The 21626-nt window shown below is 67.4% G+C and carries 26 protein-coding genes; 12 read left to right on the top strand and 14 right to left on the bottom strand.

The window, feature by feature from the left end:
* Nucleotides 1-90: 90 nt before the first annotated feature.
* Nucleotides 91-234: a hypothetical protein gene (locus RCF13_RS16600; protein ID WP_181357937.1), complete on the top strand. Its 144-nt coding sequence runs from the start codon at nucleotides 91-93 to the stop codon at nucleotides 232-234.
* A 7-nt stretch (nucleotides 235-241) separates the two neighbouring features.
* Here RCF13_RS16600 and RCF13_RS16595 read toward each other — a convergent pair whose 3' ends face one another.
* The gene (locus tag RCF13_RS16595; RefSeq protein ID WP_061478157.1) at nucleotides 242-808 is read right to left on the bottom strand and encodes a GIY-YIG nuclease family protein; all 567 of its coding nucleotides are present in this window, start codon (nucleotides 806-808) and stop codon (nucleotides 242-244) included.
* A gap of 123 nt (nucleotides 809-931) precedes the next feature.
* Here RCF13_RS16595 and RCF13_RS16590 point away from each other — a divergent pair, with 123 nt between their 5' ends.
* Entirely contained in the window at nucleotides 932-1714 is a 783-nt protein-coding gene (locus tag RCF13_RS16590) for a D-alanyl-D-alanine carboxypeptidase family protein (protein ID WP_061478158.1), read from the top strand.
* Nucleotides 1715-1727: 13 nt separating this feature from the next.
* Here RCF13_RS16590 and RCF13_RS16585 read toward each other — a convergent pair whose 3' ends face one another.
* Together RCF13_RS16585 and RCF13_RS16580 are read right to left on the bottom strand one after the other, a co-directional pair.
* Nucleotides 1728-2321, bottom strand: coding sequence for a TetR/AcrR family transcriptional regulator (locus tag RCF13_RS16585; RefSeq protein ID WP_065178823.1), 594 nt, complete (start codon nucleotides 2319-2321; stop codon nucleotides 1728-1730).
* 16 nt (nucleotides 2322-2337) lie between these two features.
* Entirely contained in the window at nucleotides 2338-2934 is a 597-nt protein-coding gene (locus tag RCF13_RS16580) for an NAD(P)H-dependent oxidoreductase (RefSeq protein WP_134969474.1), read from the bottom strand.
* Between the two features lie 125 nt (nucleotides 2935-3059).
* Here RCF13_RS16580 and RCF13_RS16575 point away from each other — a divergent pair, with 125 nt between their 5' ends.
* Nucleotides 3060-3593, top strand: coding sequence for a hypothetical protein (locus RCF13_RS16575; protein WP_005419691.1), 534 nt, complete (start codon nucleotides 3060-3062; stop codon nucleotides 3591-3593).
* A gap of 33 nt (nucleotides 3594-3626) precedes the next feature.
* Here the strand turns inward: RCF13_RS16575 and RCF13_RS16570 are convergent, their stop codons facing one another.
* A complete protein-coding gene (locus RCF13_RS16570) occupies nucleotides 3627-4454 on the bottom strand; it encodes an isocitrate lyase/phosphoenolpyruvate mutase family protein (protein WP_231352347.1) in 828 nt (275 codons plus the stop codon).
* Between the two features lie 165 nt (nucleotides 4455-4619).
* Between RCF13_RS16570 and RCF13_RS16565 the strand changes: the two genes are divergently transcribed.
* The 4 genes from RCF13_RS16565 to accC all read left to right on the top strand — a co-directional run bounded on the left by RCF13_RS16565 (nucleotide 4620) and on the right by accC (nucleotide 8000).
* Nucleotides 4620-5348, top strand: a complete 729-nt coding sequence (locus tag RCF13_RS16565; RefSeq protein WP_231352348.1) for a DOPA 4,5-dioxygenase family protein — start codon at nucleotides 4620-4622, stop codon at nucleotides 5346-5348.
* Between the two features lie 291 nt (nucleotides 5349-5639).
* Nucleotides 5640-6083: a type II 3-dehydroquinate dehydratase gene (gene aroQ / locus RCF13_RS16560; RefSeq protein WP_065186305.1), complete on the top strand. Its 444-nt coding sequence runs from the start codon at nucleotides 5640-5642 to the stop codon at nucleotides 6081-6083.
* A gap of 59 nt (nucleotides 6084-6142) precedes the next feature.
* The gene (gene accB, locus RCF13_RS16555; RefSeq protein ID WP_308141351.1) at nucleotides 6143-6622 is read left to right on the top strand and encodes an acetyl-CoA carboxylase biotin carboxyl carrier protein; all 480 of its coding nucleotides are present in this window, start codon (nucleotides 6143-6145) and stop codon (nucleotides 6620-6622) included.
* A 10-nt stretch (nucleotides 6623-6632) separates the two neighbouring features.
* Nucleotides 6633-8000, top strand: coding sequence for an acetyl-CoA carboxylase biotin carboxylase subunit (gene accC, locus RCF13_RS16550; protein WP_049412937.1), 1368 nt, complete (start codon nucleotides 6633-6635; stop codon nucleotides 7998-8000).
* Nucleotides 8001-8130: 130 nt separating this feature from the next.
* Here accC and RCF13_RS16545 read toward each other — a convergent pair whose 3' ends face one another.
* The gene (locus tag RCF13_RS16545) at nucleotides 8131-8505 is read right to left on the bottom strand and encodes a hypothetical protein (protein WP_134969409.1); all 375 of its coding nucleotides are present in this window, start codon (nucleotides 8503-8505) and stop codon (nucleotides 8131-8133) included.
* Entirely contained in the window at nucleotides 8502-9467 is a 966-nt protein-coding gene (locus tag RCF13_RS16540) for a hypothetical protein (protein ID WP_231352349.1), read from the bottom strand. Before RCF13_RS16540 ends, RCF13_RS16545 begins: the two co-directional genes overlap by 4 nt.
* 164 nt (nucleotides 9468-9631) lie before the next feature.
* Here RCF13_RS16540 and prmA point away from each other — a divergent pair, with 164 nt between their 5' ends.
* From prmA to fis, 3 genes are all read left to right on the top strand, one after another.
* The gene (prmA, locus tag RCF13_RS16535) at nucleotides 9632-10552 is read left to right on the top strand and encodes a 50S ribosomal protein L11 methyltransferase (protein ID WP_061478211.1); all 921 of its coding nucleotides are present in this window, start codon (nucleotides 9632-9634) and stop codon (nucleotides 10550-10552) included.
* Between the two features lie 42 nt (nucleotides 10553-10594).
* Nucleotides 10595-11362, top strand: coding sequence for a DUF3426 domain-containing protein (locus tag RCF13_RS16530; protein WP_134968895.1), 768 nt, complete (start codon nucleotides 10595-10597; stop codon nucleotides 11360-11362).
* 115 nt (nucleotides 11363-11477) lie between these two features.
* Nucleotides 11478-11753 (top strand): DNA-binding transcriptional regulator Fis, encoded by a 276-nt coding sequence (fis, locus tag RCF13_RS16525; protein WP_005419706.1) that lies wholly within the window; start codon nucleotides 11478-11480, stop codon nucleotides 11751-11753.
* 95 nt (nucleotides 11754-11848) lie between these two features.
* On the opposite strand, the gene RCF13_RS16520 is transcribed toward fis, so the two are convergent.
* From RCF13_RS16520 to RCF13_RS16495, 6 genes are read right to left on the bottom strand one after another with little or no spacing between them, the layout of a single operon-like run.
* Entirely contained in the window at nucleotides 11849-12844 is a 996-nt protein-coding gene (locus tag RCF13_RS16520) for a phosphatidate cytidylyltransferase (RefSeq protein WP_308141350.1), read from the bottom strand.
* Entirely contained in the window at nucleotides 12841-13470 is a 630-nt protein-coding gene (locus RCF13_RS16515; protein ID WP_134968894.1) for a lysophospholipid acyltransferase family protein, read from the bottom strand. The genes RCF13_RS16520 and RCF13_RS16515 overlap by 4 nt, the downstream gene beginning before the upstream one ends.
* Nucleotides 13471-13483: 13 nt before the next feature.
* Nucleotides 13484-13921, bottom strand: coding sequence for a hypothetical protein (locus tag RCF13_RS16510; RefSeq protein ID WP_095378195.1), 438 nt, complete (start codon nucleotides 13919-13921; stop codon nucleotides 13484-13486).
* A complete protein-coding gene (locus RCF13_RS16505) occupies nucleotides 13918-15246 on the bottom strand; it encodes a phosphatase PAP2/dual specificity phosphatase family protein (protein ID WP_134968893.1) in 1329 nt (442 codons plus the stop codon). Before RCF13_RS16505 ends, RCF13_RS16510 begins: the two co-directional genes overlap by 4 nt.
* Nucleotides 15246-16997 (bottom strand): bifunctional alpha/beta hydrolase/class I SAM-dependent methyltransferase, encoded by a 1752-nt coding sequence (locus tag RCF13_RS16500; protein ID WP_134968892.1) that lies wholly within the window; start codon nucleotides 16995-16997, stop codon nucleotides 15246-15248. The genes RCF13_RS16505 and RCF13_RS16500 overlap by 1 nt, the downstream gene beginning before the upstream one ends.
* 34 nt (nucleotides 16998-17031) lie before the next feature.
* The gene (locus tag RCF13_RS16495; RefSeq protein WP_065178833.1) at nucleotides 17032-17649 is read right to left on the bottom strand and encodes a CDP-alcohol phosphatidyltransferase family protein; all 618 of its coding nucleotides are present in this window, start codon (nucleotides 17647-17649) and stop codon (nucleotides 17032-17034) included.
* Between the two features lie 206 nt (nucleotides 17650-17855).
* Between RCF13_RS16495 and purH the strand changes: the two genes are divergently transcribed.
* Entirely contained in the window at nucleotides 17856-19439 is a 1584-nt protein-coding gene (purH, locus tag RCF13_RS16490) for a bifunctional phosphoribosylaminoimidazolecarboxamide formyltransferase/IMP cyclohydrolase (RefSeq protein WP_134968891.1), read from the top strand.
* A 61-nt stretch (nucleotides 19440-19500) separates the two neighbouring features.
* Complete coding sequence (gene purD, locus RCF13_RS16485) at nucleotides 19501-20784, top strand: phosphoribosylamine--glycine ligase (RefSeq protein WP_134968890.1); 1284 nt, start codon at nucleotides 19501-19503, stop codon at nucleotides 20782-20784.
* Between the two features lie 76 nt (nucleotides 20785-20860).
* Here purD and RCF13_RS16480 read toward each other — a convergent pair whose 3' ends face one another.
* Both RCF13_RS16480 and RCF13_RS16475 read right to left on the bottom strand, forming a co-directional pair.
* The gene (locus tag RCF13_RS16480; RefSeq protein ID WP_019338970.1) at nucleotides 20861-21193 is read right to left on the bottom strand and encodes a DNA-binding transcriptional regulator; all 333 of its coding nucleotides are present in this window, start codon (nucleotides 21191-21193) and stop codon (nucleotides 20861-20863) included.
* Nucleotides 21177-21560 (bottom strand): type II toxin-antitoxin system RelE/ParE family toxin, encoded by a 384-nt coding sequence (locus RCF13_RS16475; protein ID WP_043397589.1) that lies wholly within the window; start codon nucleotides 21558-21560, stop codon nucleotides 21177-21179. Before RCF13_RS16475 ends, RCF13_RS16480 begins: the two co-directional genes overlap by 17 nt.
* Nucleotides 21561-21626: the final 66 nt, after the last annotated feature.

Here is a 21626-nt window from a genome sequence, read left to right as displayed (position 1 = left end):
AATTCCTCTCAAGGCATGCTTGCGGAAATGTCGCTTTTTGCCCGCCCATGCTGCCCGTATCGTGCAATCCACTCAAGTGGAGGCACGCTCATGAACATCTTCGGCAGCCTGTTGTTCCTGCACGGCCATGTGGCCAACACCGAGCTGGCACGCCAGCTGGCCAGCCCGTCCACCGCCGCCCCTGCGTGCGCGGCGCAACCGGCCACGCCGGTTCAGCAGCCGGGGACCCGTTGAACGCGGCTCAACCTGTGTACCAGCGTTGGACGTATTCAGGCAGCCAGGGCATTGGATCGATATCCAGTGCCCGGCAACCGTCGAGCGTGTCACGCAACACGCCCTCACCGGGGCCACCGGGAATCCGCAGGCCTTCCTCTTCCGGAAGCTGCACCACGGCCCAGTCGTGCAGCCGGTCCATGCGCAGGCGCATCGCCGCCTGCAGCCATGCCTTCAGCGGATAACAGCGATAGCCTTGTTCAGCCAACGCAGCAATTGCGAGCGACAAGGCCTGGTTGGCACCACGTACCCATTCAGTACGACCCCCAGCCTTGTGCTGGATCGTCATCGGTGCCGGTGCGCGGTGCGCCTTGAACGGCGAACGCAGCTGCAGCTCCAGATCACGTGCATCACGCTCGCCCTCCGCTTCCACCAGCGCACCGGCATCGAGGTCGAAGAACTCGAACCAGCGCCGATGCAATGCGCTGATGCGTCCGAGCGGATCACGTGAAAAGCCGATCTTCGCGTAGTCCTCCCACGCACACGGGAAGACGTAGGTAAAGACACGACCGTCGATGCGGATATCCGATTGCATGTGCGCAGGCTGCCTCCACCTCAGCCCGGGCGCAACCGTGCACGCTGCAGCGCTCCGGCAGTGCGGCTTCGTGCAGCCGGCACGAACTATTCTTGCTGACTGTCGCTGCCATCTCCGCCCGCCATGCCGTCTGCTGCGCCCGCCCCCCTACCGATTTCGTCCATCACCCTGGAAGCGGCAACCTCTGCGGTGATCCACCAGCACAACGCTGAAACCGCGCGGCAACCGGCATCGCTGACCAAGCTGATGACCGCCTACGCCGCCTATGCGTGCGTCGAAGAGAACGGACGCTCGTGGGACGACCCGGTCACCATCGCCGCCGACGATGTGCATGCCGTGGCCGATGATGAAACGCACATGGGCCTGGTGCCCGGCGAGACAATCACCCTGGCGCGCCTGCTGGAAGGGTTGATGGTGGTGTCCGGCAATGACGCTGCATTGGCGATCGCGCGCCACCTGGACGGATCGCAGGCCGCATTCCTGGAACGCATGAACCGGCACGCACGCCAGCTCGGGCTGCGCAGCACCTGGTTTGCCAGCGTGTCCGGCATCACCACACCGCACCATGTCTCCAGCGCGCGCGACATGGCGGTGCTGGCCGCCCGCCTGTTGAACGATCATCCGCAGATCCTGGCGATCAGCGCGCAGCGCGCGTTCGCCCATGGCAGCTTCAACCGCAGCAACCAGAACGCCCTGCTCGGCGAAGACGGCGTGGACGGCTTGAAGACCGGCTACACCCAGGCCGCAGGCTTCTGCCTGGCCGCCACCGCGTGCCGGCCAGTACCCGGGCGGGACCAGCCGGTACGGCTGATCACCGTGGTGTTGGGCTCTGCAAGCCGCGACGCGCGCGACGCACTGGTGCGCGACCAGTTGGCCGCGGGATTCGCCGCCCTGGCCGGCGGCTGACCGCTCGTGCGGCTCAGCGCCGCTTGACCGTCGCCACGATCAGCCGCTGCAGCTCGGCCACGGCACCGGCCTTGTCCAGCGCGCCGGCAGCCACGCCCTCTGAAAGGGCTTCAGCCGCACCGAGAATGGCCCAGCGCCCGGCCAGCGACACCGTGCCGTCGGCGGCGAACGGGCCCAGCCAGACCTGGCAGTTGTCGATGAAATCCTGCTGGTAGCGCCGCCGCACCTCATGCAGTTCCGGCGCCCCCACCAGCGCGGCGAGGATGCCTTGCACTTCACTGCCCTGGCTGAGGACGCAGTCGATGTAGCCGGAGGCGATGGCCGCCGCCCGATCGACCAGTTGCGCCCGGGCGCGACCGATGCGCTCGTGGAAGACCACGGTCTGGCGTCCGTCATAGTCATCGTAGAGCGCCGCCAGCAAGCCATTGCGGGTCACGAAGTGATCATAGGCCACAGGCTTGGTCACGCCCGCCGCTTCGGCCAGCCGCCCCAGCGTCAACGCGCCGGTACCTTCTTCGCGGACCAGTGCCCAGGCCACATCCAGCAACTGGCGGGTGCGTTGCTCCCGGGTCATTCGGCGGCGCGTGGGGGTGGCGTTGGCGGGCATCGGCGGAGCACGGCGATCAGCGCATCGGAACACCGATTTTACGGCCGATCGTCAGCGCGGTCTGCAGATGCGCTTGAGCGGCACCGGTATCGGCGTCCAACAGCAGGTGGGACGACAGCACGCGTGCGCCGCAATAGTCGAAGATGCCCATGTCGATCTGCGTCCTCATTGCCGCGTCGTAGCCACGACGTTCGACCATGGCTGCGTCGGCGCCGCCCAAGCCGACCAGATGCACATTCAGGCGCTGCAGCTTCTTCACCAGCCTGCCCTGCGCATCCTGTGCGTAGGCCCAGTCGTTGGTGAACACACGGTCGATCCAGCCTTTCAGCAGCGCCGGGAACGACCACCAGTACAACGGGAACACCAGCACCAGCGTATCGGTGGCATCCAGCCGCGCGTGCTCGGCAGCGACATCGGCGGGTACCGCGCCGGTGCTGCGGAACAACGCCTGGTCCTGCGGGTTGAAGCGCGGATCGAAGCCTTCGGCCATCAGGTCGGCATAGGCCACGGTGTTGCCGGTGTCGGCCGCGGCAATGGCATCACCGATGCGACGCGCCATCGCGTGGGTCAGCGAACCGGGCTCAGGGTGGGCGATGACAATGAGGCTGTGCATGGGGATCTCCAGGAATCGTTACTTACCAATGGTAAGTAACGATTCCGGGGAAACCAGCGCCACCGGTGGGACGCTGTTTTCGCGTCCAACGTATAGTGCAGCGATGCCCTGTGGGACATCCGGACATGGATCGACGCCTGCCCCTGACGATACTGACGCTGCTGCTGTCGCTGTTGCTGCCATCCGCCTTCGCGGGTGAACTCAGTCCCAGTGACGCGAAGGCCCTGCGCGAAGATGTGCGCGCCCTGATGACTGCCTACGCCCGCGGGGATGCGGACTTCCTCATCGAGCGCACGCATCCCAGCCTCAAGCGGCTGGCCGGCGGCGATGAGGCCTTCCAGGCGATCACCCGCGATGCGTTGAAGAAGCAGCACAGCGGCGGCGTGGTGGTCATCAGCGAGGACGTCGGTGTGCCGACCCGGACCTATGCGGCCGGGGAGGAAGAAGTCTGCTTCGTGCCACGCCAATCCCTGGTGCGGGTGCGTGAAACCCCGATGCGCAGCACCACGTTCATGGTGGCCGTGCGCCGCATTGGCGGTTCCGGCTGGACGTATCTGGACGGCACGGGGCTGCAGGACAATCCGCGCCTGCTTCGCCAACTGCTGCCAGCGCTGGAACCCGGCGTGATCCTGCCCAAGCGGGAGATCGAGGCGTTGTAGTCGCCGGCCCTTCCCGCCATGCAGGGCGCGGGGCTACTGGAACAACGCGTTCAAGGCAGCCCCGGGCGCCGCCTGCTGCAGACCATCGAAGCGTCCGTCCTGCACGATCGGCTGGGTCGCCTGCATCAGTCCACCCCACGCGGCACGCGCCAGCGCACCGCCCAGGCTGACCCGGCGAACGCCAAGTGCGGCGATGTCCTGCAGGCTCAGTGCTGTGGGGCCAGCGACCAGCAGGTTCACCGGCTTGGAGCCCGCGGCGGCGACCACCGCACTGATCTGCTTGCGCGTACTGATGCCCGGTGCGTACAGCACATCGGCTCCGGCCTCGGCGTAGGCACGCAGGCGCCGCAGGGTATCCTGCAGATCCGGTACGCCCACGAAGAAGTTCTCCGCTCGCCCGACCAGCAGCACGTCGCCGCCCGCGCGGTCGATGGCCGCACGCGCCGCGCGCAGTCGCTCGACCGCCTGCTCGATGGGCCTCAGTGGTGCATCGGCCAGGCCGCTGGCGTCCTCGATCGACAACGCCGCAATGCCGGTATCGAGCGCCGCGGCCACCGCCTCCTCCACCGCCTGTGGCGTAGCGCCGAAACCATCACCGAAGTCGGCATTCAATGGCAACGGAGTCGCCGCCGCCATCAGTCGCAGGTGCTCCAGCGTGGCCTGCAGCGATACCGCGCCGTCCGGCCGCCCCTCACTCCAGGCGCAGCCGGCACTGGTCGTGGCCAAGGCCTGGAAGCCCTGCCGTTGCAGATAGCGCGCACTGCCGACGTCCCACGGATTGGGCAGCACGAAGCATCCCGCTGCATGCAACTGGCGGAAGCTGGCGCGCTTGCGCAGGGTGTCGGCATCAGGCGAGGCCATGGCGGGCTCCGGGGCGGCAGACCTGCACCCTAGCCCGCCGTTCGGTCGCGCTCAAGGCGACGAAGGCAGCCGTGCATGAAGTGATGCCGGCTGCTTATTGGACGCCACCGGCAGCCGTGCCCGAGCGTGAACGCCTGCCCCCACAATGCCGCCACGGAGCCCCTCATGCACCCGGACCCGCAGCCCCTCATCGACGCGGGCGACGATGACGCCCACTGGGCCGACCTGCTTTCGCCCGCCCGCCGGCGCCTGATCGCGTCGGCCGGCCTGGCAGCCGGCGGCCTGGCCAGCGCGTCCACCGCCACCGCCGCCGCGCGCGTCGGCAGCGCCGTGAACACCACCGAGCCCGGGCGACCCGGCTTCCGCGCCATCGTTCCGCCAGCGTCCAAGGGCCGCAGCCCCTGGGGCCAGGCCACGGCCAGCGAACCGACCCCGCGCCCGGTCAGCGTGCGCCCCGGCGAGGCCACGTTGCCCACCGCCCCGCGCGCCTACACCGACATCAAGAGCTACCACGCCCATATCTATTTCGATGAGGACAGCTTCGAGAAGGCAGCCCTGCTGCGGCGCTGGGCCGCCGAGCGCTTCCCGGTGGAGCTGGGCAACTGGAACCTGGAGCCGCGTGGCCCGCACGTCACCCCCTCTTTCTACTTCGGCTTCACCAACGACCTGCTGCCGGTGCTGGTGCCCTGGCTGCAGCTCAACAGCCTGGGCCTGACCATCCTGATCCACCCCAATACCGGCGATGGCCGCGCCGATCACCTGTACTACGCGTTGTGGGTGAACCGCGCGCAGCCGGTGAACGCCTACAACTGGCCGGCGCCGCAACCGGGGGAACAGGAGCCGTTGGAGGAGGTATTCCCGAACGTGGTGCCGACGGTATCGTTGGAGACCTGAGCGATCAGCAGAAAGGCAACTCCCAGGTAAGGGCACAGCGGCTGCGCCCTACGCCTCCTCATCCACACAGGTGTGGCTGTGCCGATGAGCGGCCCGGGCGTGATCGTCGGCCTACGTGCTCGCATCCACCGCAAGCACGCCGTTCAGCGCGCCTTGATCCAGCGCCCGCCGTACGGCGACAAGCCTTGCGGCGAATTTCAAACGTACGATTGAAACGCTGCAAACTTCGCCGAACTGGACAGCATCCGCCGGTTCCGCCAGACTGCCGCCCTTTCCCGTCTTCCGGATCCCATGGCGAAGCTGCTGGTCCTGCACGGCCCCAACCTCAACCTGCTCGGCACCCGCGAGCCGGAGGTGTACGGCCACACCACGCTGGCCGACATCGACCAGGCCCTGGCCGCGCAGGCATCCGCTGCCGGGCACGCCGTGGAGAGCCTGCAGTCCAACGCCGAGCATGTGCTGGTCGACCGCGTGCAGGCTGCGCGCAACGACGGAACCGCTTTCATCCTGATCAACCCCGCCGCCTTCACCCACACCTCGGTGGCCCTGCGCGATGCGCTGGCAGCGGTGGCGGTGCCGTTCATCGAGATCCACCTGTCCAACCCGCATACCCGCGAACCGTTCCGCCAGCACAGCTACTTCAGCGACAAGGCGGTGGGCGTGGTGTGCGGCTTCGGTGCCGACAGCTACCGCTACGCGATGGACGCGGCGCTGCTGCGCGTATCCGCCACCTGATTGTCGACCCGGGCGCCCACGGCGCTCTCCTCACCTAGATAGAAACCAAAGAGGCCCTCATGGATCTGCGCAAAATCAAGAAGCTGATCGACCTGCTGGAAGAGTCGAACCTGGCTGAAATCGAAATCAAGGAAGGCGAAGAGTCGGTGCGCCTGTCGCGCGCTCCGGTCACTGGTTATGCCGCGCCGGTCGCAGCTCCGGTGTACGCCGCCCCGGCGGCGCCGGCGGCGCAGGCGATGCCGATGCAGTCGCCGACCGAAGCGTCCACCGGCGGCACCGCCAAGCCGGGCCCGGCGCTGCCGGAAGGCCATGTGCTGCGCTCGCCGATGGTCGGCACGTTCTATGCCTCGTCCGCCCCGGACAAGCCGGCCTTCGTCACCGTGGGCCAGCAGGTTAAGGAAGGCGAAACCCTGGCCATCATCGAAGCGATGAAGATGTTCAATCCGATCGAAGCCGACACGTCCGGCACCATCGTCGCCATCCTCGGCGAGAACGGCCAGCCGGTGGAGTTCGACCAGCCGCTGTTCGTGATCGGCTGAGGGGCGCGCCATGCTCGACAAAGTCGTCATCGCCAACCGAGGGGAGATCGCGCTGCGCATCCTGCGCGCGTGCCACACCCTCGGCATCCGCACGGTGGCCGTGCATTCCACGGTCGACCGCAACCTCAAGCACGTGGCCATGGCCGACGAGTCGGTCTGCATCGGTCCGGCGCCGTCGCCGCAGAGCTACCTCAACATCCCGGCACTGATCGCCGCCGCTGAAGTCACCGACGCCCAGGCCATCCACCCGGGCTACGGCTTCCTGTCGGAGAACGCCGACTTCGCCGAGCGCGTGGAAGAGTCGGGCTTCATCTTCATCGGCCCCAAGGCTGACACCATCCGCATGATGGGTGACAAGGTCGAAGCCATCCGCGCGATGAAGGCCGCCGGCGTGCCGTGCGTGCCCGGCTCGGGCGGCCCGCTGGGCGAGGACATCGTCGCCAACACCAAGATCGCCCGTGAGATCGGTTATCCGGTCATCATCAAGGCGGCCGGCGGTGGCGGTGGCCGTGGCATGCGCGTCGTGCACGCCGAAGCCTCGCTCAAGACCTCGATCGAAACCACCAAGAGCGAGGCCAAGGCCGCGTTCGGCAATGGCGAGGTCTACATGGAGAAGTTCCTGGAGAACCCGCGCCACGTGGAGATCCAGGTGCTGGCCGACGGCCAGGGCAACGCCATCCACCTCGGCGAACGCGACTGCTCGATGCAGCGCCGCCACCAGAAGGTGGTGGAAGAAGCACCGGCACCGGGCATCACCGCCGAACAGCGCGAGCAGATCGGCAAGGTATGCACCGAAGCCTGCATCCGCATCGGCTACCGTGGCGCGGGCACGTTCGAGTTCCTGTACGAGGACGGCCGCTTCTACTTCATCGAAATGAACACCCGCATCCAGGTGGAACATCCGGTCACCGAAATGGTCACCGGCATCGACCTGGTGGCCGAGCAGCTGAAGATCGCCGCTGGCCAGAAGCTGTCGATCAAGCAGAGTGACGTGGTACTGACCGGCCATGCCATCGAGTGCCGCATCAACGCCGAAGATGCTGAGACCTTCGTGCCGAGCCCGGGCACCATCACCGGCTTCCATCCGCCGGGCGGCCCCGGCGTGCGCGTGGATACCCACATCTACAGTGGCTATCGCGTGCCGTCCAACTACGACTCGATGATCGGCAAGCTGATCGTGCACGGCCCGGACCGCGAAACCGCCATCGCCCGCATGCGGGTGGCGCTGAGCGAGATGGTGGTCGATGGCATCAAGACCAACATCGCCCTGCAGCAGCGGATCATGCGCGACAAGGGCTTCCAGGCCGGTGGACAGAACATCCACTACCTGGAAAAGCGCCTTGCCGAGCGCAAGAACAAGCCGATCGCGCTGACCTGATCGTCACCCGATGCTGGACATGGAAAGGGCGGGGATATCCCCGCCCTTTTTTTGTTGCTGTAGAGCCGAGCCCATGCTCGGCTTGCTGGAAAGCTCAGCCGAGCGTGGGCTCGGCTCTACAGCCGGCGCATCAGCGCTTGTCGGCCACGTCGGCCGGAATCTGCGAATTGGCCAGCGGCCGCACGCCATTGGGCGAGGTCGGATCGACGATCACCATGGTCTCGGTCGAGCCATCCGGCCACACTACCTGGAAGGTGCTGCCAGCCGGCAGTGAAGCGAACGGCATGCCCGTCTGCGCGCGATAGACCGCAGCGACCTGGCTGGCGCCGGCGCGGCGCACGTCTTCCTGCGCCTTCACCGTGGTCAGTTCCACCTTCGACAGATGCCGGTACCGATCCTCGTAGGTATCGATCATCAGCAGGCCGACCGCACCGGCAGAGTAGGCCACGAACAGCACCACCCAGAACCAGAACTTGACCCCATGCAGGAATCGACGGTAATTCATCGCCCGTCCCTCTTTCCAATCAATCGCTTGATCCATTCCTTCATTTTCCCAGCACCTTGCCGCGATACCGCAGCGTCATACACGAAATCCCGGAAATCCTGCGCTCCATCCTGCGAACAGATCCCTCCGTTCGCACAAAAACTGTTGACCAGCACGCTGTCCGCTCCACACGGTAGACCGAGTTCGCAGGCCGCAAGCCGCCATGCAAGCTCACTGAGCTGTTCGCCCGCCACCAGGCCGTCGAGTGCGCTGTCACCGGCGGCACGCACGCCCATGCCCGGCGCGATCGCCATATAGGCCTCCGGGTCACGCGAAGTGCGCACGCGCTCGACCAGGTCGCGGCGGTACTCGGCACTGTCATGCAACGGCTCACCCTCGGCGAACAACGATGCTTCTGCGGCGAGGTTGCCCTGCGCGGCCGCCTTGCGGCGTTCGGCCAGCACCAGCGCAGCGCCCAGCTTGTCGCCCGGAACGAAGCCGCCACACCGCTGCGCCACGCGCTCGCGGGCCTCGATCATCGCCGGCGCCACGGTCAGGCCCAACCCGCTCAACACGTTGTTGTCCAAGCGGTAGCCACCCGGATCGAGTGCGTACTGCGCGCAATAGTCATACACGCGGCTGAGCATCCAGCGCGCTTCATGGTTACCTGTATCGGCCTGCACGCGCAGTCGCTGGGCGTAGGCGTACAGATCGCTGGCGTCTTCGATGTCGGCGCGGAGGTCCAGCGGCAGGCCCGACGGCAGCGTGTTGCCGCGCTCGACGGTGGCCAGCCGGCGCGCCAGGGCTTCCGGCACCACCGGCAACGCCGCTCCGCTGTCGCGGCTGGCCACGACGGTCGGCAGGTCCGGCGACGGTGGTGCCACGCCCGTCGCATGGCCGCTGGCCCGGTACCCGGCCACGCCCAGCACGGCCACCGCCGGCAGCACGAGCAACCAGGTTTTCAGGGTCGGGGCGAAAGCCATCGGCGGCGGTGAGCGTTCACGGCGCACAGGAAAGTGCCGAGTTTAGCAAGGCCCGGCAGACCTGTCTGAACTGCCCCCGTTCATCTCATGGTGGCATCTCACGCGATACGGAGACGCTCCGATGGTCTAGCATGGCCCCCTTTCCCGTGATTGCCCCCACCGCCATGCCGTTCCTGGAACTGACCCTGCGCTGCACCGAAGCCACCCAGCCCCGCTATGAAAATGCACTGGAGGACGTCGGCGCACTGGCCGTGACCCTGCTCGATGCCGAAGCCGACACCAGCAACGAACAGGCCATCCTCGAACCCGGCGTGGGTGAAACGCCGCTGTGGGACACCCTGGTGCTGAGCGCACTGTTCCCCGCCGACAGCAATGCGCTTTTGCTGCTGGCCGCGCTGGAATCGTTCGATCCGGAACTGGACTGGAGCAACGGCAGTTTCCGCGCCGTCGAGGATGAAGACTGGGAACGCGCCTGGCTGGACCAGTTCCAGCCGATGGATTTCGGCAGCCGTACCTGGATCGTGCCGTGGAACCATGAACTGCCGGACGCCGCGCAGGCCGCCGATGCCGCCGTGGTGCGGCTGGACCCGGGCCTGGCCTTCGGCTCGGGCACCCACCCGACCACCGCCCTGTGCCTGCGCTGGCTGGACCAGCTGGCCGTGGACGGCCAGTTGCAGGGCCAGCGCGTGCTCGACTTCGGCTGCGGCTCGGGCATCCTCGCCCTGGCCGCGCTGAAGCTGGGTGCCGCCGAAGCGGTCGGCGTGGACAACGATCCACAGGCGCTGGTCGCCACCGCCGACAATGCCGAGCGCAACGGCGAGCAGGCGCGCATGCACGTGTACCTGCCGCAGGACGAACCGGTCGCCACCTACCCTATCGTGGTCGCCAACATCCTTGCCTCGGCACTGGACGCGTTGGCCGAGCTGCTGGCCGCGCGCGTCGCTGCCGGCGGCCGCATCGCCCTGTCCGGCATCCTGCATGGCCAGGAAGGCGAACTGCTGCAGCGCTACGCCGCGTGGTTCGACGACCTGCAGGCGACCCAGGATGGCGACTGGATGCGCATCACCGGCGTACGCCGCGCCTGATCGTGATTGAATGACCGCTGGATCCGAGCCCGCACCCTGAGCATGTCCGAGCCGAACCCGCCGCGCCGCCCCTTGGCCACCTTCCTGCGCCCCGCGTCGGAAGGCGAGGCTGCACCTGCGACCGATTCACGCACGCCCGACCCGGCGATGCAGGACATCCCGCCAGCCCAAGCCCGCGCCCCCCTCGAAGCGGCGCTGCCACCGATGGCGGAAACGCGACAGAGCGATGACATCGTCAACCTCGACGAAGCGGCCCTGATCGAACCCGTCCTTGCCGTTCCGGCCCCGCAGGCCGTGGCTGGGGATGCACCCAGTTTCCTGGGCACCTCGCGGCCACGCGCACTGCCGACGCCACGCTGGCACTGGGGGCTGGTCGCCGGACTGGCACTGCTGCTGGTCCTGCAGAGCGTGCTGGCCGATCGTGCGCGACTGGCCGCCGACGCCGGCAACCGCGCCTGGCTGGGCGCACTGTGCGGCGTATTGCGCTGCAGCCTGCCGGCCTGGCATGAACCCACCGCGTTCACCATGACCAGCCGCGAGATCCGCCCCCTGCCAGGCCAGGCCGGCGTACTGCAGGTGCAGGCCAGCATCCGCAACGATGCACGCTGGGCACAGGCCTGGCCGGATCTGCGCCTGTCGCTGTCCGATGCCGATGGCCGGGTGATCGGCAGCGGCGTGTTCGTACCGGCGCAGTACCTCGGCGAGAACCCCGGCGCGGCCGTGCTGGAACCGGGCCAGAGTGCACGCATTGCGTTCCGCGTGCAGGAACCCGCCGCATCCACCGTCGCATTCACCTTCGACTTCCTCTGAGCAGGATAGAGGCGACCAGCCGTGGCAGGTCGGGCACGCTCGCGCTAGACTGGCCGCCACCACCTCGTCCGGCCGCGCGCTCCGCGCGCACGGGCCAACCGAATCGGGAACCCCCTTGAACGCTGTCCTCTCTCGTCCTGACAACAGTCGTGGCGCTCCCCGGCCACCGCTGCGTGAACACGTCGCCCAGTCCGTGCGCCGCTACCTGCGTGACCTTGATGGCTGCGACGCGGACGATGTCTACGAGATCGTGCTGCGTGAGATGGAAATCCCGCTGTTCGTGGAAGTGCTCAACCACTGCGAAGGCAACCAGAGCCGCGCCGCAGCGATGCTGGGCATCCACCGCGCCACCCTGCGCAAGAAGCTGAAGGAATACGGCATCAGCGCGTAAGCGCGCGTGGGTAGTGCCGGCCGCTGGCCGGCAACCCCATGAACGATGGCAGGACCGGTAGATCCACGCCATGCGTGGATCGAAGCCCGGCAGAATCAGCCGCCTCCGCCCGCCTTCCAGTAGTACCTCACCACATGGAAGAACACGGGCGCGGCGAAGCACACCGAATCCAGCCGGTCGAGCATGCCGCCATGGCCCTCGATCATGTGGCCCCAGTCCTTGATGCCACGGTCGCGCTTGATCGCCGACATCACCAGGCCGCCCCAGAACCCCATCAGGTTGATCAGCAGCGACAGGCCGAACGCCTGCAGCGGCGTGAACGGGGTGATCCACCACAGCGCCGCTCCCAGCGCGCTGGCACTCAGCACGCCGCCCACGAAGCCCTCCACCGTCTTCGACGGCGACAGCTTCGGGGCGATCAGGTGCCGGCCCAGCAGCTTGCCCCAGATGTACTGCAGCACATCCGAGGACTGCACCACGATCACCAGGAAGGCAAACAGCAGCACGTTGCGCGCCGGGTCATGCCCGGGCACATGCAGGTTGAGCAGCAGCGGCACATGCGAGATGCAGAACACGCAGATCATCAGCCCCCACTGCACCTTCGCCGTCCGCTCCAGGTAGTGCGTGGTGTCACCACCGATGGTGGACAGGATCGGCAGGAACAGGAACGCATAGACCGGGATCAGCAGCGTGTACATGCCGTACCAGTCGATCCACACCAGGTAGTACTGCCACGGCAGCACGATGTAGAACGCGGCCAGCAGCGCGTAGTAGTCACCCGAGCGGGTCGGTGCCAGAGTGATGAACTCGCGCAGCGCGAACAGCGAGATGATCGCAAACAGTACGATCACCCCGGCGCGACCGAAGAACAGCGCCAGCCCGACCACGATCGCCATCACCCACCAGGCGCGGATGCGCGACACCAGGTTGGCGATCACCGCACTGGGCTGCCCACGCTGCCGCCAGCGCAGGGTCTCGGCCACCAGCGTGGCCAGCACCAGCACCGCGCCGACGCCGGCAAACAGCAGGTCGGTCTGCTGGCCCACGCTGCGCGCGGCCAGGTCACCGGACACGTCCATCAGATAGCTCATGCGCGCCCTCCATTCGGCGCCAGGTCCAGCAGCGCCTGCCGGCTGCGGGCCAGGAATGCGGCCTTGTCCTCGTCGGCCTGCAGCCGCAGCGGCGTGCCGAACGTAGCCGTGCACAGCAGCGGCAGCGGCAGGAACCGGCCCTTCGGCATCACCCGCTTCAGGTTGTCGATCCACACCGGCACGAACTCCAGCTCCGGCCGTTGCCGCGCCAGGTGGTAGATGCCGCTCTTGAACGGCAGCAGCGGCTCATCGCCCACATTGCGCGTGCCTTCCGGGAACAGGATCAGCGAGCACTCTTCGTCCACCGCATCGCGCAGCACCTGCAACGGGTCCTGCTGGCGATGCCCGGCCTCACGCTCTACCAGTACACCGTTCAACACCGCATCGATCAGGTAGCGGCGCAGGCCGTCGCGCTGCCAGTATTCGGCGGCGGCCACCGGGCGTACCTGTCGCCGCAGCGCGGGCGGCATCGACGACCAGATCAGCACGAAGTCACCATGGCTGGCGTGGTTGCCGTAGTACACGCGGCGCTCGCTGGACGGCGCACAGCCGATCCACAGCGCACGGGCGCCGGTCACCACGTGGATCGCGCCACTGCAGGCGCGTGCAATCAGTTCGGCGAACATCGGCCCCTCCCGTTCACGTCTGCGGCCACACTACGGCCAGCACCAGTAGTGCGGCCTGCACTGCTGTCAGCAGGTACTGGCGCAGCAGCAGCCGGCGCATGCCGGCCCAACGCACGTCCCAGCCGCGCAGCGGCGCATCGGCCGGTGTGCGGCGCAGGCCACTGTCCTGCAGCAGCTGGTCGGTACGGCGTGCAGCGGCTTCGCCGTCCAGGCCTTCATCGCGCAACAGCTGCAGCAGGCTCGCGTCCAGCCCGACCCGCCATGCATGGTAGGCCTGCATGAGCCCAGCGCCCACACTGAGCAGCAACAGCCCGGCGGCGATCATCGCCAGCCCCGGTTCGATGCCCAGCAGCAGCAGCGCCACCAGCAGCAGCCCCAGTGACAGCAGCGCGGGCCAGCGTCCCTGGCGCAGCAGCAGCTGCATGGTCGCCAGATCGGGAACGGCACTCATGCGCGTCCTCCAGCCGCTGCGGTGATGGCTTGCAGATGCTCCGGGCCCAGCACGATGCCGGGGCGTGCCGCACGCACGATGGCGACCGCCGCCTCGACTTCCGCGGCACGGCCCGTGCGCAGCAGCCACGTCGCCACGCTGGCGGCACTGCGTGAGTAACCCAATGCGCAGCACACCAGCAGCGGCCCCTGTACCCGCAGCCGTTCGATGGCCTCGGCCGCCTCGCGCAACTGGTGCGGCGTGGGCACCACCAGATCCAGCATCGGCACGCTGGCATACGCCGCGCCCGGCGCGCGGCAGGACAGCTCGGCGCAGGCATCGACCACGCCCACCAAAGGTGCCGGCAATACCGTGCAGGGAATCCGGCCCAGCCACACGCCGTCCAGCACCGGCACCGGCTGCGGCGCATGCCGTGTCCACAGCCGCGAGTTGATCCAGGCGGCGCCCAGGTACGGTGCCAGGAGCCAGCGTGCCGCCATGCTCAAGCGACCATCGGCGCGCTTCTGGAACACCGCCGTACCCAGACCGGCATAGGCCAGCGCCACCAGCAGCAGCGACACCACCGGCCACAGCAACCACAACGCCGTACCCCGCAGCAGGACCGCCGGCACCAGCAGCACAGCGGCCCCCAGCAGGTACAGCGCAGCCAATCGCCACCGCTTGGCATGCCGCGCGATGCGCCAGGCCCGCAGCGGTGGCGTGCCCTGCTCCGGCCACAACCACACGCACAGCCAGCCGGCCAGCAGGCCGGTCGGGATGTCGATGAAATGATGCTGGAACGTGGTCAGCACCGAGACACCGATCAGCAGCGCCCACACATGCAGGACCCAGCGCCAGGCACCGTGCAGGTACTGCGCGAACTTCACCCACAGCACGATCAGCAGCACGATGTGCAGCGATGGCGCCTGGTTGAACGGCTTGTCGAAACCCAGCAGCACATCGAACAGCCAGCCGAACACGCCGCCGATCTCCGGCCGCTCGAAACTGAAGCGCAGCGGCCACAGCAGGAAACAGGTCACCGCGATCAGCTGTGCACTGAACAGCCGCAATGCGTGCCGGTCCAGTTCGAGGCGCTGCCGGCACAGGAAGAACGAGATTGCGTAGAACAGGTCGATCGACCAGTACGGCACGATCGTCCATGGCACGAACGGAATCTGCGTTTCCCAGCCGAACGCCATCACCGGCAGTTCGGCGTGGCGGCCGGCCATCCAGTTGGCGAAGCCGTAGCTGGCAAAGAAGAACGGGCCCAGCAGGGCCAGCCACAGCAGCGCGCGCCGCCAGGGGCGCCCCGCCGTGGCAAGCGGAGTTGCAGCCAGCGTCGCCATCACGCGGTCCGGCGTGCCAGCGACACAGTGAAGATGCCGAAGTCATCGATGCGCTGCGCCACTTTCTCGAACCCGGCCAGGCGCACCAGTTCATCCATTTCCTGCTGGGTGCGGCGGCGCATCACCCACGCAGCGCCACCACGATGACTGGTCAGCGCGCGGGCGATGAACTCCAGCTGCGGGTGCCAGGGCTGGCCGGTGTAGGCCAGGTAGCCACCCACCGGCACCGTTGCGGCGATGCCCTGCAGCGAGCGCAGCACGGCGTCGTTGTCGGGGAACAGTTCGTACAGCCCCGATACCACCGCCAGTGTCGGCGCCGGGTCGACCTGCGCCAGCTGCACCGGATCGAACGCATCGCCCTGCTCGAAACGGGCGATGTCGGACGCACCGAGGCGCTCGATCAACGCCTGGCCCTGGGTCACGTTCAGACCGCTGAAGTCGCGCAGCACGATGCGCTCGGCGCGTTGCTCGCCCTGGCCCAGCGCTTCCAGTACATAACGGCCATGGCCAGCGGCCACGTCCAGCACGCGCACCGGCATGCCCTGCCCACGCAGGCGCTGGGCGGCATCGCGCAGCAGTTCCTGCAGGTGCCGACCGCGAATGCGGATGCCGCGCCAGCCGATCGCATCCAGGTAGTTGCGGTCGACCAGGCGACCCAACGGGCCTTTGCCACGTGCTTCGTCGCGATAGATGTAGTCCAGCGTGCTGCCCGAATCGAAACCGGTCTGCAGGCCCAGTGCAATGCCTTCGGACAGTCTGCCGCCAAAGCGCAGGCCACCGCGCACCACGCGCCAGCGAAGATCGGCCAGGCTGTTGCGCTCGGGCGGCCAGGCCAGGATTTCAGACTCTTCAAATGTCGGCCCATGGCGGTGCGCATCGCGGCGCGACAACTCGCGCAACGGCTCGGCGAATCGCGCCTGGATGAAGCTGCGGATGCGCGCCAGTGCCGGTGCCCGATCACGCTCGCCCAGCGTGTCGTGGAAGAAGCCCGGCAGATGCACGCGCTCCTTGATCGGGCTGGACAGGCGCTCGTAGAAGCGGTCCTGCGGGCCACGGTGCACGACGAAGTCCGAGCCGGACACCAGCAGCTGCACCGGCACGCTGATCGCCTGCGCATCGGCGACGATGCGATCGGCCGCCTCGTACAGGCCCAGCAGCACCCGCACCGAGATTGGCCGGGTGATCAGCGGATCGGTGCGGTAGCTTTCCACCCGCGCCGGATCGTGGGTCAGCCATTGCGGCTTGACGTAACTGTTGACGAAGAAGTTGCCGCGCAGCTTCTGCATCAAGGCCAGGCCCGGGCGTGCGAACGGCACGTACAGCTTCACCTTGAACGCCGGCGAGGCCATCACCAGCGCGCGCAGACGTGGCGCGTAGTCGTGCACCCAGGTGGCGGCGACCACGGCACCCACGCTCTGCGCGATCACCACGATGTCTTCCACCGCGATCCCATGCTCGGCGCCGATGTGGGCGATGAAGCTGTCCAGATCGCGCACCAGCGCCGGAAAGCCCGGTGCATCGCCACGCGCGCCCGGCGAACGGCCATTGCCGCGCGCATCCCAGGCGAAGAAGGCGGTGTCAGGCAGGTCCAGCTCATCGACCAGATGGGTAACACGCCCGGAGTGCTCGTGCCCGCGGTGCAGCAGCACGATGGCCCGGGTGGCCGGGGTGGCGGTGGTGCCGGCCCAGTACCGGTAGAACAGCGGTACCTGGTCGAAGCTGTGGAATTCCCGTTCCTGCGCCTGACGCATGCAATCTCCTGATTGTCTTTTTCTATCTGCTTGATTAATTTGGCGAAACTGCGGTTTCCCGCAGTCCGCGACGGACCCGGTTGATCATCGTCAGCACGCACAGCACCGCCATGGCCGCGGCCACGCCCGTGACCGTCAACGCGCCAACCCACTCAAACGCCAGCAGCAGGCCCAGCGCACCGATCACGAAGGCGCGGTCGCTCTTGCCCATCGGGCCGTCATAGCGGCGGCTGGCGCCGACCATCAGCCCCAGCACGCCGGCGTATTCGCTCAGCGCCGCGGTCCAGGCCAGCAGCCACAGCGGCTCCGGGCGCACGCCCGGCACGCTGAGCAGGCTCAGGTACAGCGCCGCATCGGCGATCACATCGCACAATTCGTTCAGATAGGCACCCAGCCGCGACTGCTGGCCGAATTCGCGGGCCAGCATGCCGTCCACGGCGTTGAGCGCCATGCGCAGCAGCATCCACAGCGGCAGCAGCAGGTACAGCCATGGCTGGGCCGGTGCGCAGCACCAGACGGCGCCGGCCACCAGCAGCGAGACCACGGCAGCGGCCACGGTCACCGCATTGGCGGTGATCCCCATGCGGTACAGGCCGCGTACGGCCGGACGCAGGAGGTCCTGAAAACGTCCTTTCAATGCATAGATCGACACGATCCGAACCCGCTGATCCTTGGCAGTTCCCGCACAGCCTACCCGATTGGGGCCGCGCGCCCCATCGAATTGATTGCGGCCCCCCCGGCCAGACGGTGCTGAAGGCGGCCACAGGCCATCGGTGCGGGTTGATTACCACCACCAGCGCCCGCCACCGGCCCCCACCGCCTACAATATCGGCCCCGCTCCGCTGCCGATTCCGTCCCATGACTGCTGATCTGTTGCCCGTCCGCCGGGCCCTCCTCTCCGTTTCCGACAAGACCGGTCTGGTCGAGCTGGCCACCGCGCTGGCGGCACGCGGCGTGGAGCTGCTGTCCACCGGCGGCACCGCCAAGGCGATCCGCGAGGCGGGCCTGGCCGTGAAGGACGTGGCCGAGGTCACCGGTTTCCCGGAAATGATGGACGGCCGGGTCAAGACCCTGCACCCGATGGTGCACGGCGGCCTGCTGGGCCGCTCCGGCCTGGATGACGCGGTGATGGCCGAGCACGGCATCGGCGCCATCGACCTGCTGGTGCTGAACCTGTACCCGTTCGAATCGGTCACCGCCAAGGCCGACTGCACCCTGGCCGACGCGGTCGAGAACATCGACATCGGCGGCCCGGCCATGCTGCGTTCGGCGGCCAAGAACTTCGCCCGCGTGGCAGTGGCCACCGACCCGTCGCAGTACCCCGAGCTGCTGGCCTCGCTGGAGGCCAACAACGGCCAGCTGACGGCTGCCACCCGCTTCGCGTTCTCGGTGGCCGCGTTCAACCGCGTCGCCCAGTACGATGCGGCGATCAGCAACTACCTGTCGGCGGTCACCGCCACCGACGCCGCCGTGCCGGCCCGTGCCGAATACCCGGCGCAGATGAACTCCACCTTCGTGAAGGTGATGGACCTGCGCTACGGCGAGAACCCGCACCAGAGCGGCGCGTTCTACCGCGACCTGTACCCGGTCCCGGGCACGCTGGCCACCTTCCAGCAGCTGCAGGGCAAGGAGCTGAGCTACAACAACCTGGCCGATGCCGATGCGGCGTGGGAATGCGTGCGCCAGTTCGATGCGCCGGCCTGCGTCATCGTCAAGCACGCCAACCCGTGCGGCGTGGCCGTCGGTGCCGGCAACGGCGACGCCTACGAGCTGGCCTACGCCACCGACCCGACCAGCGCCTTCGGCGGCATCATCGCCTTCAACACGCCGCTGGACGCCGCCACCGCCAAGGTGATCCTGGACCGCCAGTTCGTGGAAGTGCTGATTGCCCCGGACTACGAGCCGGCCGCGCTGGAGTACGCGCAGAAGAAGGCCAACGTACGCGTGCTGCGCATCCCGCATGGCGACGGCCTGAACAACTTCGACAGCAAGCGCGTCGGCTCGGGCCTGCTGCTGCAGTCGTCGGACAACCGCGGCATGACCCGCGACGAGCTGAAGGTGGTCAGCAAGCTGGCGCCGACCGACAAGCAGTTCAGCGACCTGCTGTTTGCCTGGAAGGTGGCCAAGTTCGTGAAGTCCAACGCGATCGTCTATGCCAAGGACAACCGCACCATCGGTGTCGGCGCCGGCCAGATGAGCCGCGTGTACTCGGCCCGCATCGCCGGCATCAAGGCCGCCGACGCGAACCTGGTGGTCGAGGGTTCGGTGATGGCCTCCGATGCGTTCTTCCCGTTCCGCGACGGCATCGATGCCGCCGCTGCCGCCGGCATCAAGGCGGTCATCCAGCCGGGCGGTTCGATGCGCGATGCCGAAGTGATCGCCGCCGCCGACGAACATGGCCTGGCCATGGTGTTCACCGGCGTGCGCCACTTCCGCCACTGATCCGCATCACCAAGCCGGGCCCTGCCCGGCTTTTCTTTTCCGTATCCGAGAACCCTGTCCCATGAAGATCCTCGTCATCGGCTCCGGCGGCCGCGAACACGCCCTGGCATGGAAGCTGGCCCAGTCCTCCCGTGTCACCGACGTGATCGTGGCGCCCGGCAACGCCGGTACCGCCAGCGAAGACAAGTGCCGCAACGTGGCGGTGAAGGTGACCGATATCGACGGCCTGCTGGCGCTGGCCCAGGCCGAAGGCGTGGCGTTGACCGTGGTCGGCCCGGAAGTACCGCTGGTGGCCGGCGTGGTCGACCGCTTCCGCGCCGCCGGCCTGCGCATCTTCGGGCCGACCGCCGCCGCCGCGCAGCTGGAAGGCAGCAAGGCCTACGCCAAGGATTTCCTGGCCCGCCACAACATCCCCACCGCGTTCTATGCCGTGCACACCGACGTGGACGCTGCCCTGGCCTACATCCGCGAGAAGGGCGCACCGATCGTGGTCAAGGCCGATGGCCTGGCCGCCGGCAAGGGCGTGATCGTCGCAATGACGTTGGCCGAGGCCGAAGACGCGGTGCGTGACATGCTCTCCGGCAACGCGTTCGGCGATGCCGGCGCCCGCGTGGTGATCGAGGAATTCCTCGATGGCGAGGAAGCCAGCTTCATTTCGATGGTGGACGGCGTGCATGCGCTGCCGATGGCCACCTCGCAGGACCACAAGCGCGTCGGCGACGGCGACACCGGCCCCAACACGGGTGGCATGGGCGCGTACTCGCCGGCGCCGGTAGTGACGCCGGAGGTGCATGCACGCGTGATGCGCGAAGTGGTGAACCCGACCGTGCAGGGCATGATCGCCGACGGCATCCCGTTCACCGGTTTCCTCTACGCGGGCCTGATGATCGACGCCAGCGGCGCGCCGAAGGTGATCGAATTCAACGTGCGCTTCGGCGACCCGGAAACCCAGCCGGTGATGTTGCGCCTGCAGTCGGATCTGGTCGAGCTGGTGGAAGCCGCCATCGATGGCCGCCTGGAGCAGGTGCAGGCGCAGTGGGACGCACGCCCGTCGCTGGGCGTGGTGCTGGCCGCGAAGCCCTACCCGGAAGCGCCGATCACCGGTGACGTGATTTCCGGCCTGGACGACGTGCCGGCCAGTGCCAAGGTGTTCCATGCGGGGACTGCATTGGACGCGCAGGGCCAGGTGGTCAGCGCCGGCGGCCGCGTGCTGTGCGTGGCGGCGCTGGGTGACAGCGTGCGCGACGCGCAGGCCAACGCCTATGCCGGCGTGGCCAAGGTGACCTGGGCCAACGAATTCCACCGCAACGACATTGGTTGGCGCGCGATCGCACGCGAGGGGTGAGGCTCCCCCGCTCCCATGCATGGCGCGGATTGAATACCACGGTAAAGCAAAGGCCCGGCATTGCCGGGCCTTTGCTCTACAGGACTGCTTCGAGACCCTTCCGATCAATCAGGTTAAGCAACTTCAGTGACGGTCCGCTGGGTTTCTTTTCGCCCTGCTCCCAGCTGCGTACGGTGGAAACGCTGGTATTGAGAACCCCCGCAAAGACCGGCTGACTGAGCTGCAGTGACGTACGCAGGGCACGGATCTGGGCACTGCTGTACTCAGGGACCGGCTCAAGGCAAAGTGCTTCGTAGCTGCTCAACCGACGTTTATCGATGAAGCCATGCGCGTGCAGACTCACAGCAGCATCATGCACCGCTTCAAGAAGCGCACTTTTCGCGCGCCGTCGCTCAGGGGTCTTCGTCATGGCCGATCTCCTGTAGATCCCCGTACTCCACGGCGCGATTCAGCTGCGCCGTACTCATTCTCAGGAACTCCGATGCGTACAACTGCAGCGCATCCCGTTCCGCATTCGTGATCGCAGCACGTTCATTCTTCTCGTAGCCGAAAAGGAAGAACCAATGCCCGCCTCGCTGTGTGGCGACGATGATTCGAACGCTCCCACGCTTTCCTCGCCCCGGCAACGGAACGCGCTTCTTGAAGATTCCGCCGCCAAGATCAGCATCCACCAGACCCGCTTCCATTTCACGTACCGACCGGTAAAGCGCAGCGTCGGACAGGGTGGTCCTACGCATACTGCGATTGAAACTTCGTGTGCGGAAGACGCGTGGCATGATCATACCGTGCCACTGCGTGGTACGGCGTGAACATCAGCATCCAGCACATGGCCCGGTCGGCAC

This window comes from Stenotrophomonas maltophilia group sp. RNC7 (assembly GCF_030910085.1).
GTDB lineage: Bacteria > Pseudomonadota > Gammaproteobacteria > Xanthomonadales > Xanthomonadaceae > Stenotrophomonas > Stenotrophomonas sepilia.
This window is presented reverse-complemented; position numbering and strand designations above follow the sequence as displayed.

Excerpts from the sequence above, each read along its gene's own strand:
- RCF13_RS16515 (WP_134968894.1), bottom strand. The coding sequence starts at position 13,470 with ATGTTCGCCGAACTGATTGCACGCGCCTGCAGTGGCGCGATCCACGTG.
- RCF13_RS16575 (WP_005419691.1), top strand. The coding sequence starts at position 3,060 with ATGGATCGACGCCTGCCCCTGACGATACTGACGCTGCTGCTGTCGCTG.
- RCF13_RS16520 (WP_308141350.1), bottom strand. The coding sequence starts at position 12,844 with ATGAGCTATCTGATGGACGTGTCCGGTGACCTGGCCGCGCGCAGCGTG.
- RCF13_RS16595 (WP_061478157.1), bottom strand. The coding sequence starts at position 808 with ATGCAATCGGATATCCGCATCGACGGTCGTGTCTTTACCTACGTCTTC.
- accB (WP_308141351.1), top strand. The coding sequence starts at position 6,143 with ATGGATCTGCGCAAAATCAAGAAGCTGATCGACCTGCTGGAAGAGTCG.
- aroQ (WP_065186305.1), top strand. The coding sequence starts at position 5,640 with ATGGCGAAGCTGCTGGTCCTGCACGGCCCCAACCTCAACCTGCTCGGC.
- purD (WP_134968890.1), top strand. The coding sequence starts at position 19,501 with ATGAAGATCCTCGTCATCGGCTCCGGCGGCCGCGAACACGCCCTGGCA.
- RCF13_RS16540 (WP_231352349.1), bottom strand. The coding sequence starts at position 9,467 with ATGGCTTTCGCCCCGACCCTGAAAACCTGGTTGCTCGTGCTGCCGGCG.
- RCF13_RS16530 (WP_134968895.1), top strand. The coding sequence starts at position 10,595 with ATGTCCGAGCCGAACCCGCCGCGCCGCCCCTTGGCCACCTTCCTGCGC.
- RCF13_RS16545 (WP_134969409.1), bottom strand. The coding sequence starts at position 8,505 with ATGAATTACCGTCGATTCCTGCATGGGGTCAAGTTCTGGTTCTGGGTG.
- RCF13_RS16590 (WP_061478158.1), top strand. The coding sequence starts at position 932 with ATGCCGTCTGCTGCGCCCGCCCCCCTACCGATTTCGTCCATCACCCTG.
- RCF13_RS16480 (WP_019338970.1), bottom strand. The coding sequence starts at position 21,193 with ATGACGAAGACCCCTGAGCGACGGCGCGCGAAAAGTGCGCTTCTTGAA.
- RCF13_RS16505 (WP_134968893.1), bottom strand. The coding sequence starts at position 15,246 with ATGGCGACGCTGGCTGCAACTCCGCTTGCCACGGCGGGGCGCCCCTGG.
- RCF13_RS16500 (WP_134968892.1), bottom strand. The coding sequence starts at position 16,997 with ATGCGTCAGGCGCAGGAACGGGAATTCCACAGCTTCGACCAGGTACCG.
- RCF13_RS16580 (WP_134969474.1), bottom strand. The coding sequence starts at position 2,934 with ATGCACAGCCTCATTGTCATCGCCCACCCTGAGCCCGGTTCGCTGACC.
- RCF13_RS16570 (WP_231352347.1), bottom strand. The coding sequence starts at position 4,454 with ATGGCCTCGCCTGATGCCGACACCCTGCGCAAGCGCGCCAGCTTCCGC.
- prmA (WP_061478211.1), top strand. The coding sequence starts at position 9,632 with ATGCCGTTCCTGGAACTGACCCTGCGCTGCACCGAAGCCACCCAGCCC.
- RCF13_RS16510 (WP_095378195.1), bottom strand. The coding sequence starts at position 13,921 with ATGAGTGCCGTTCCCGATCTGGCGACCATGCAGCTGCTGCTGCGCCAG.
- RCF13_RS16600 (WP_181357937.1), top strand. The coding sequence starts at position 91 with ATGAACATCTTCGGCAGCCTGTTGTTCCTGCACGGCCATGTGGCCAAC.
- RCF13_RS16475 (WP_043397589.1), bottom strand. The coding sequence starts at position 21,560 with ATGCCACGCGTCTTCCGCACACGAAGTTTCAATCGCAGTATGCGTAGG.
- purH (WP_134968891.1), top strand. The coding sequence starts at position 17,856 with ATGACTGCTGATCTGTTGCCCGTCCGCCGGGCCCTCCTCTCCGTTTCC.
- accC (WP_049412937.1), top strand. The coding sequence starts at position 6,633 with ATGCTCGACAAAGTCGTCATCGCCAACCGAGGGGAGATCGCGCTGCGC.
- RCF13_RS16565 (WP_231352348.1), top strand. The coding sequence starts at position 4,620 with ATGCACCCGGACCCGCAGCCCCTCATCGACGCGGGCGACGATGACGCC.
- RCF13_RS16585 (WP_065178823.1), bottom strand. The coding sequence starts at position 2,321 with ATGCCCGCCAACGCCACCCCCACGCGCCGCCGAATGACCCGGGAGCAA.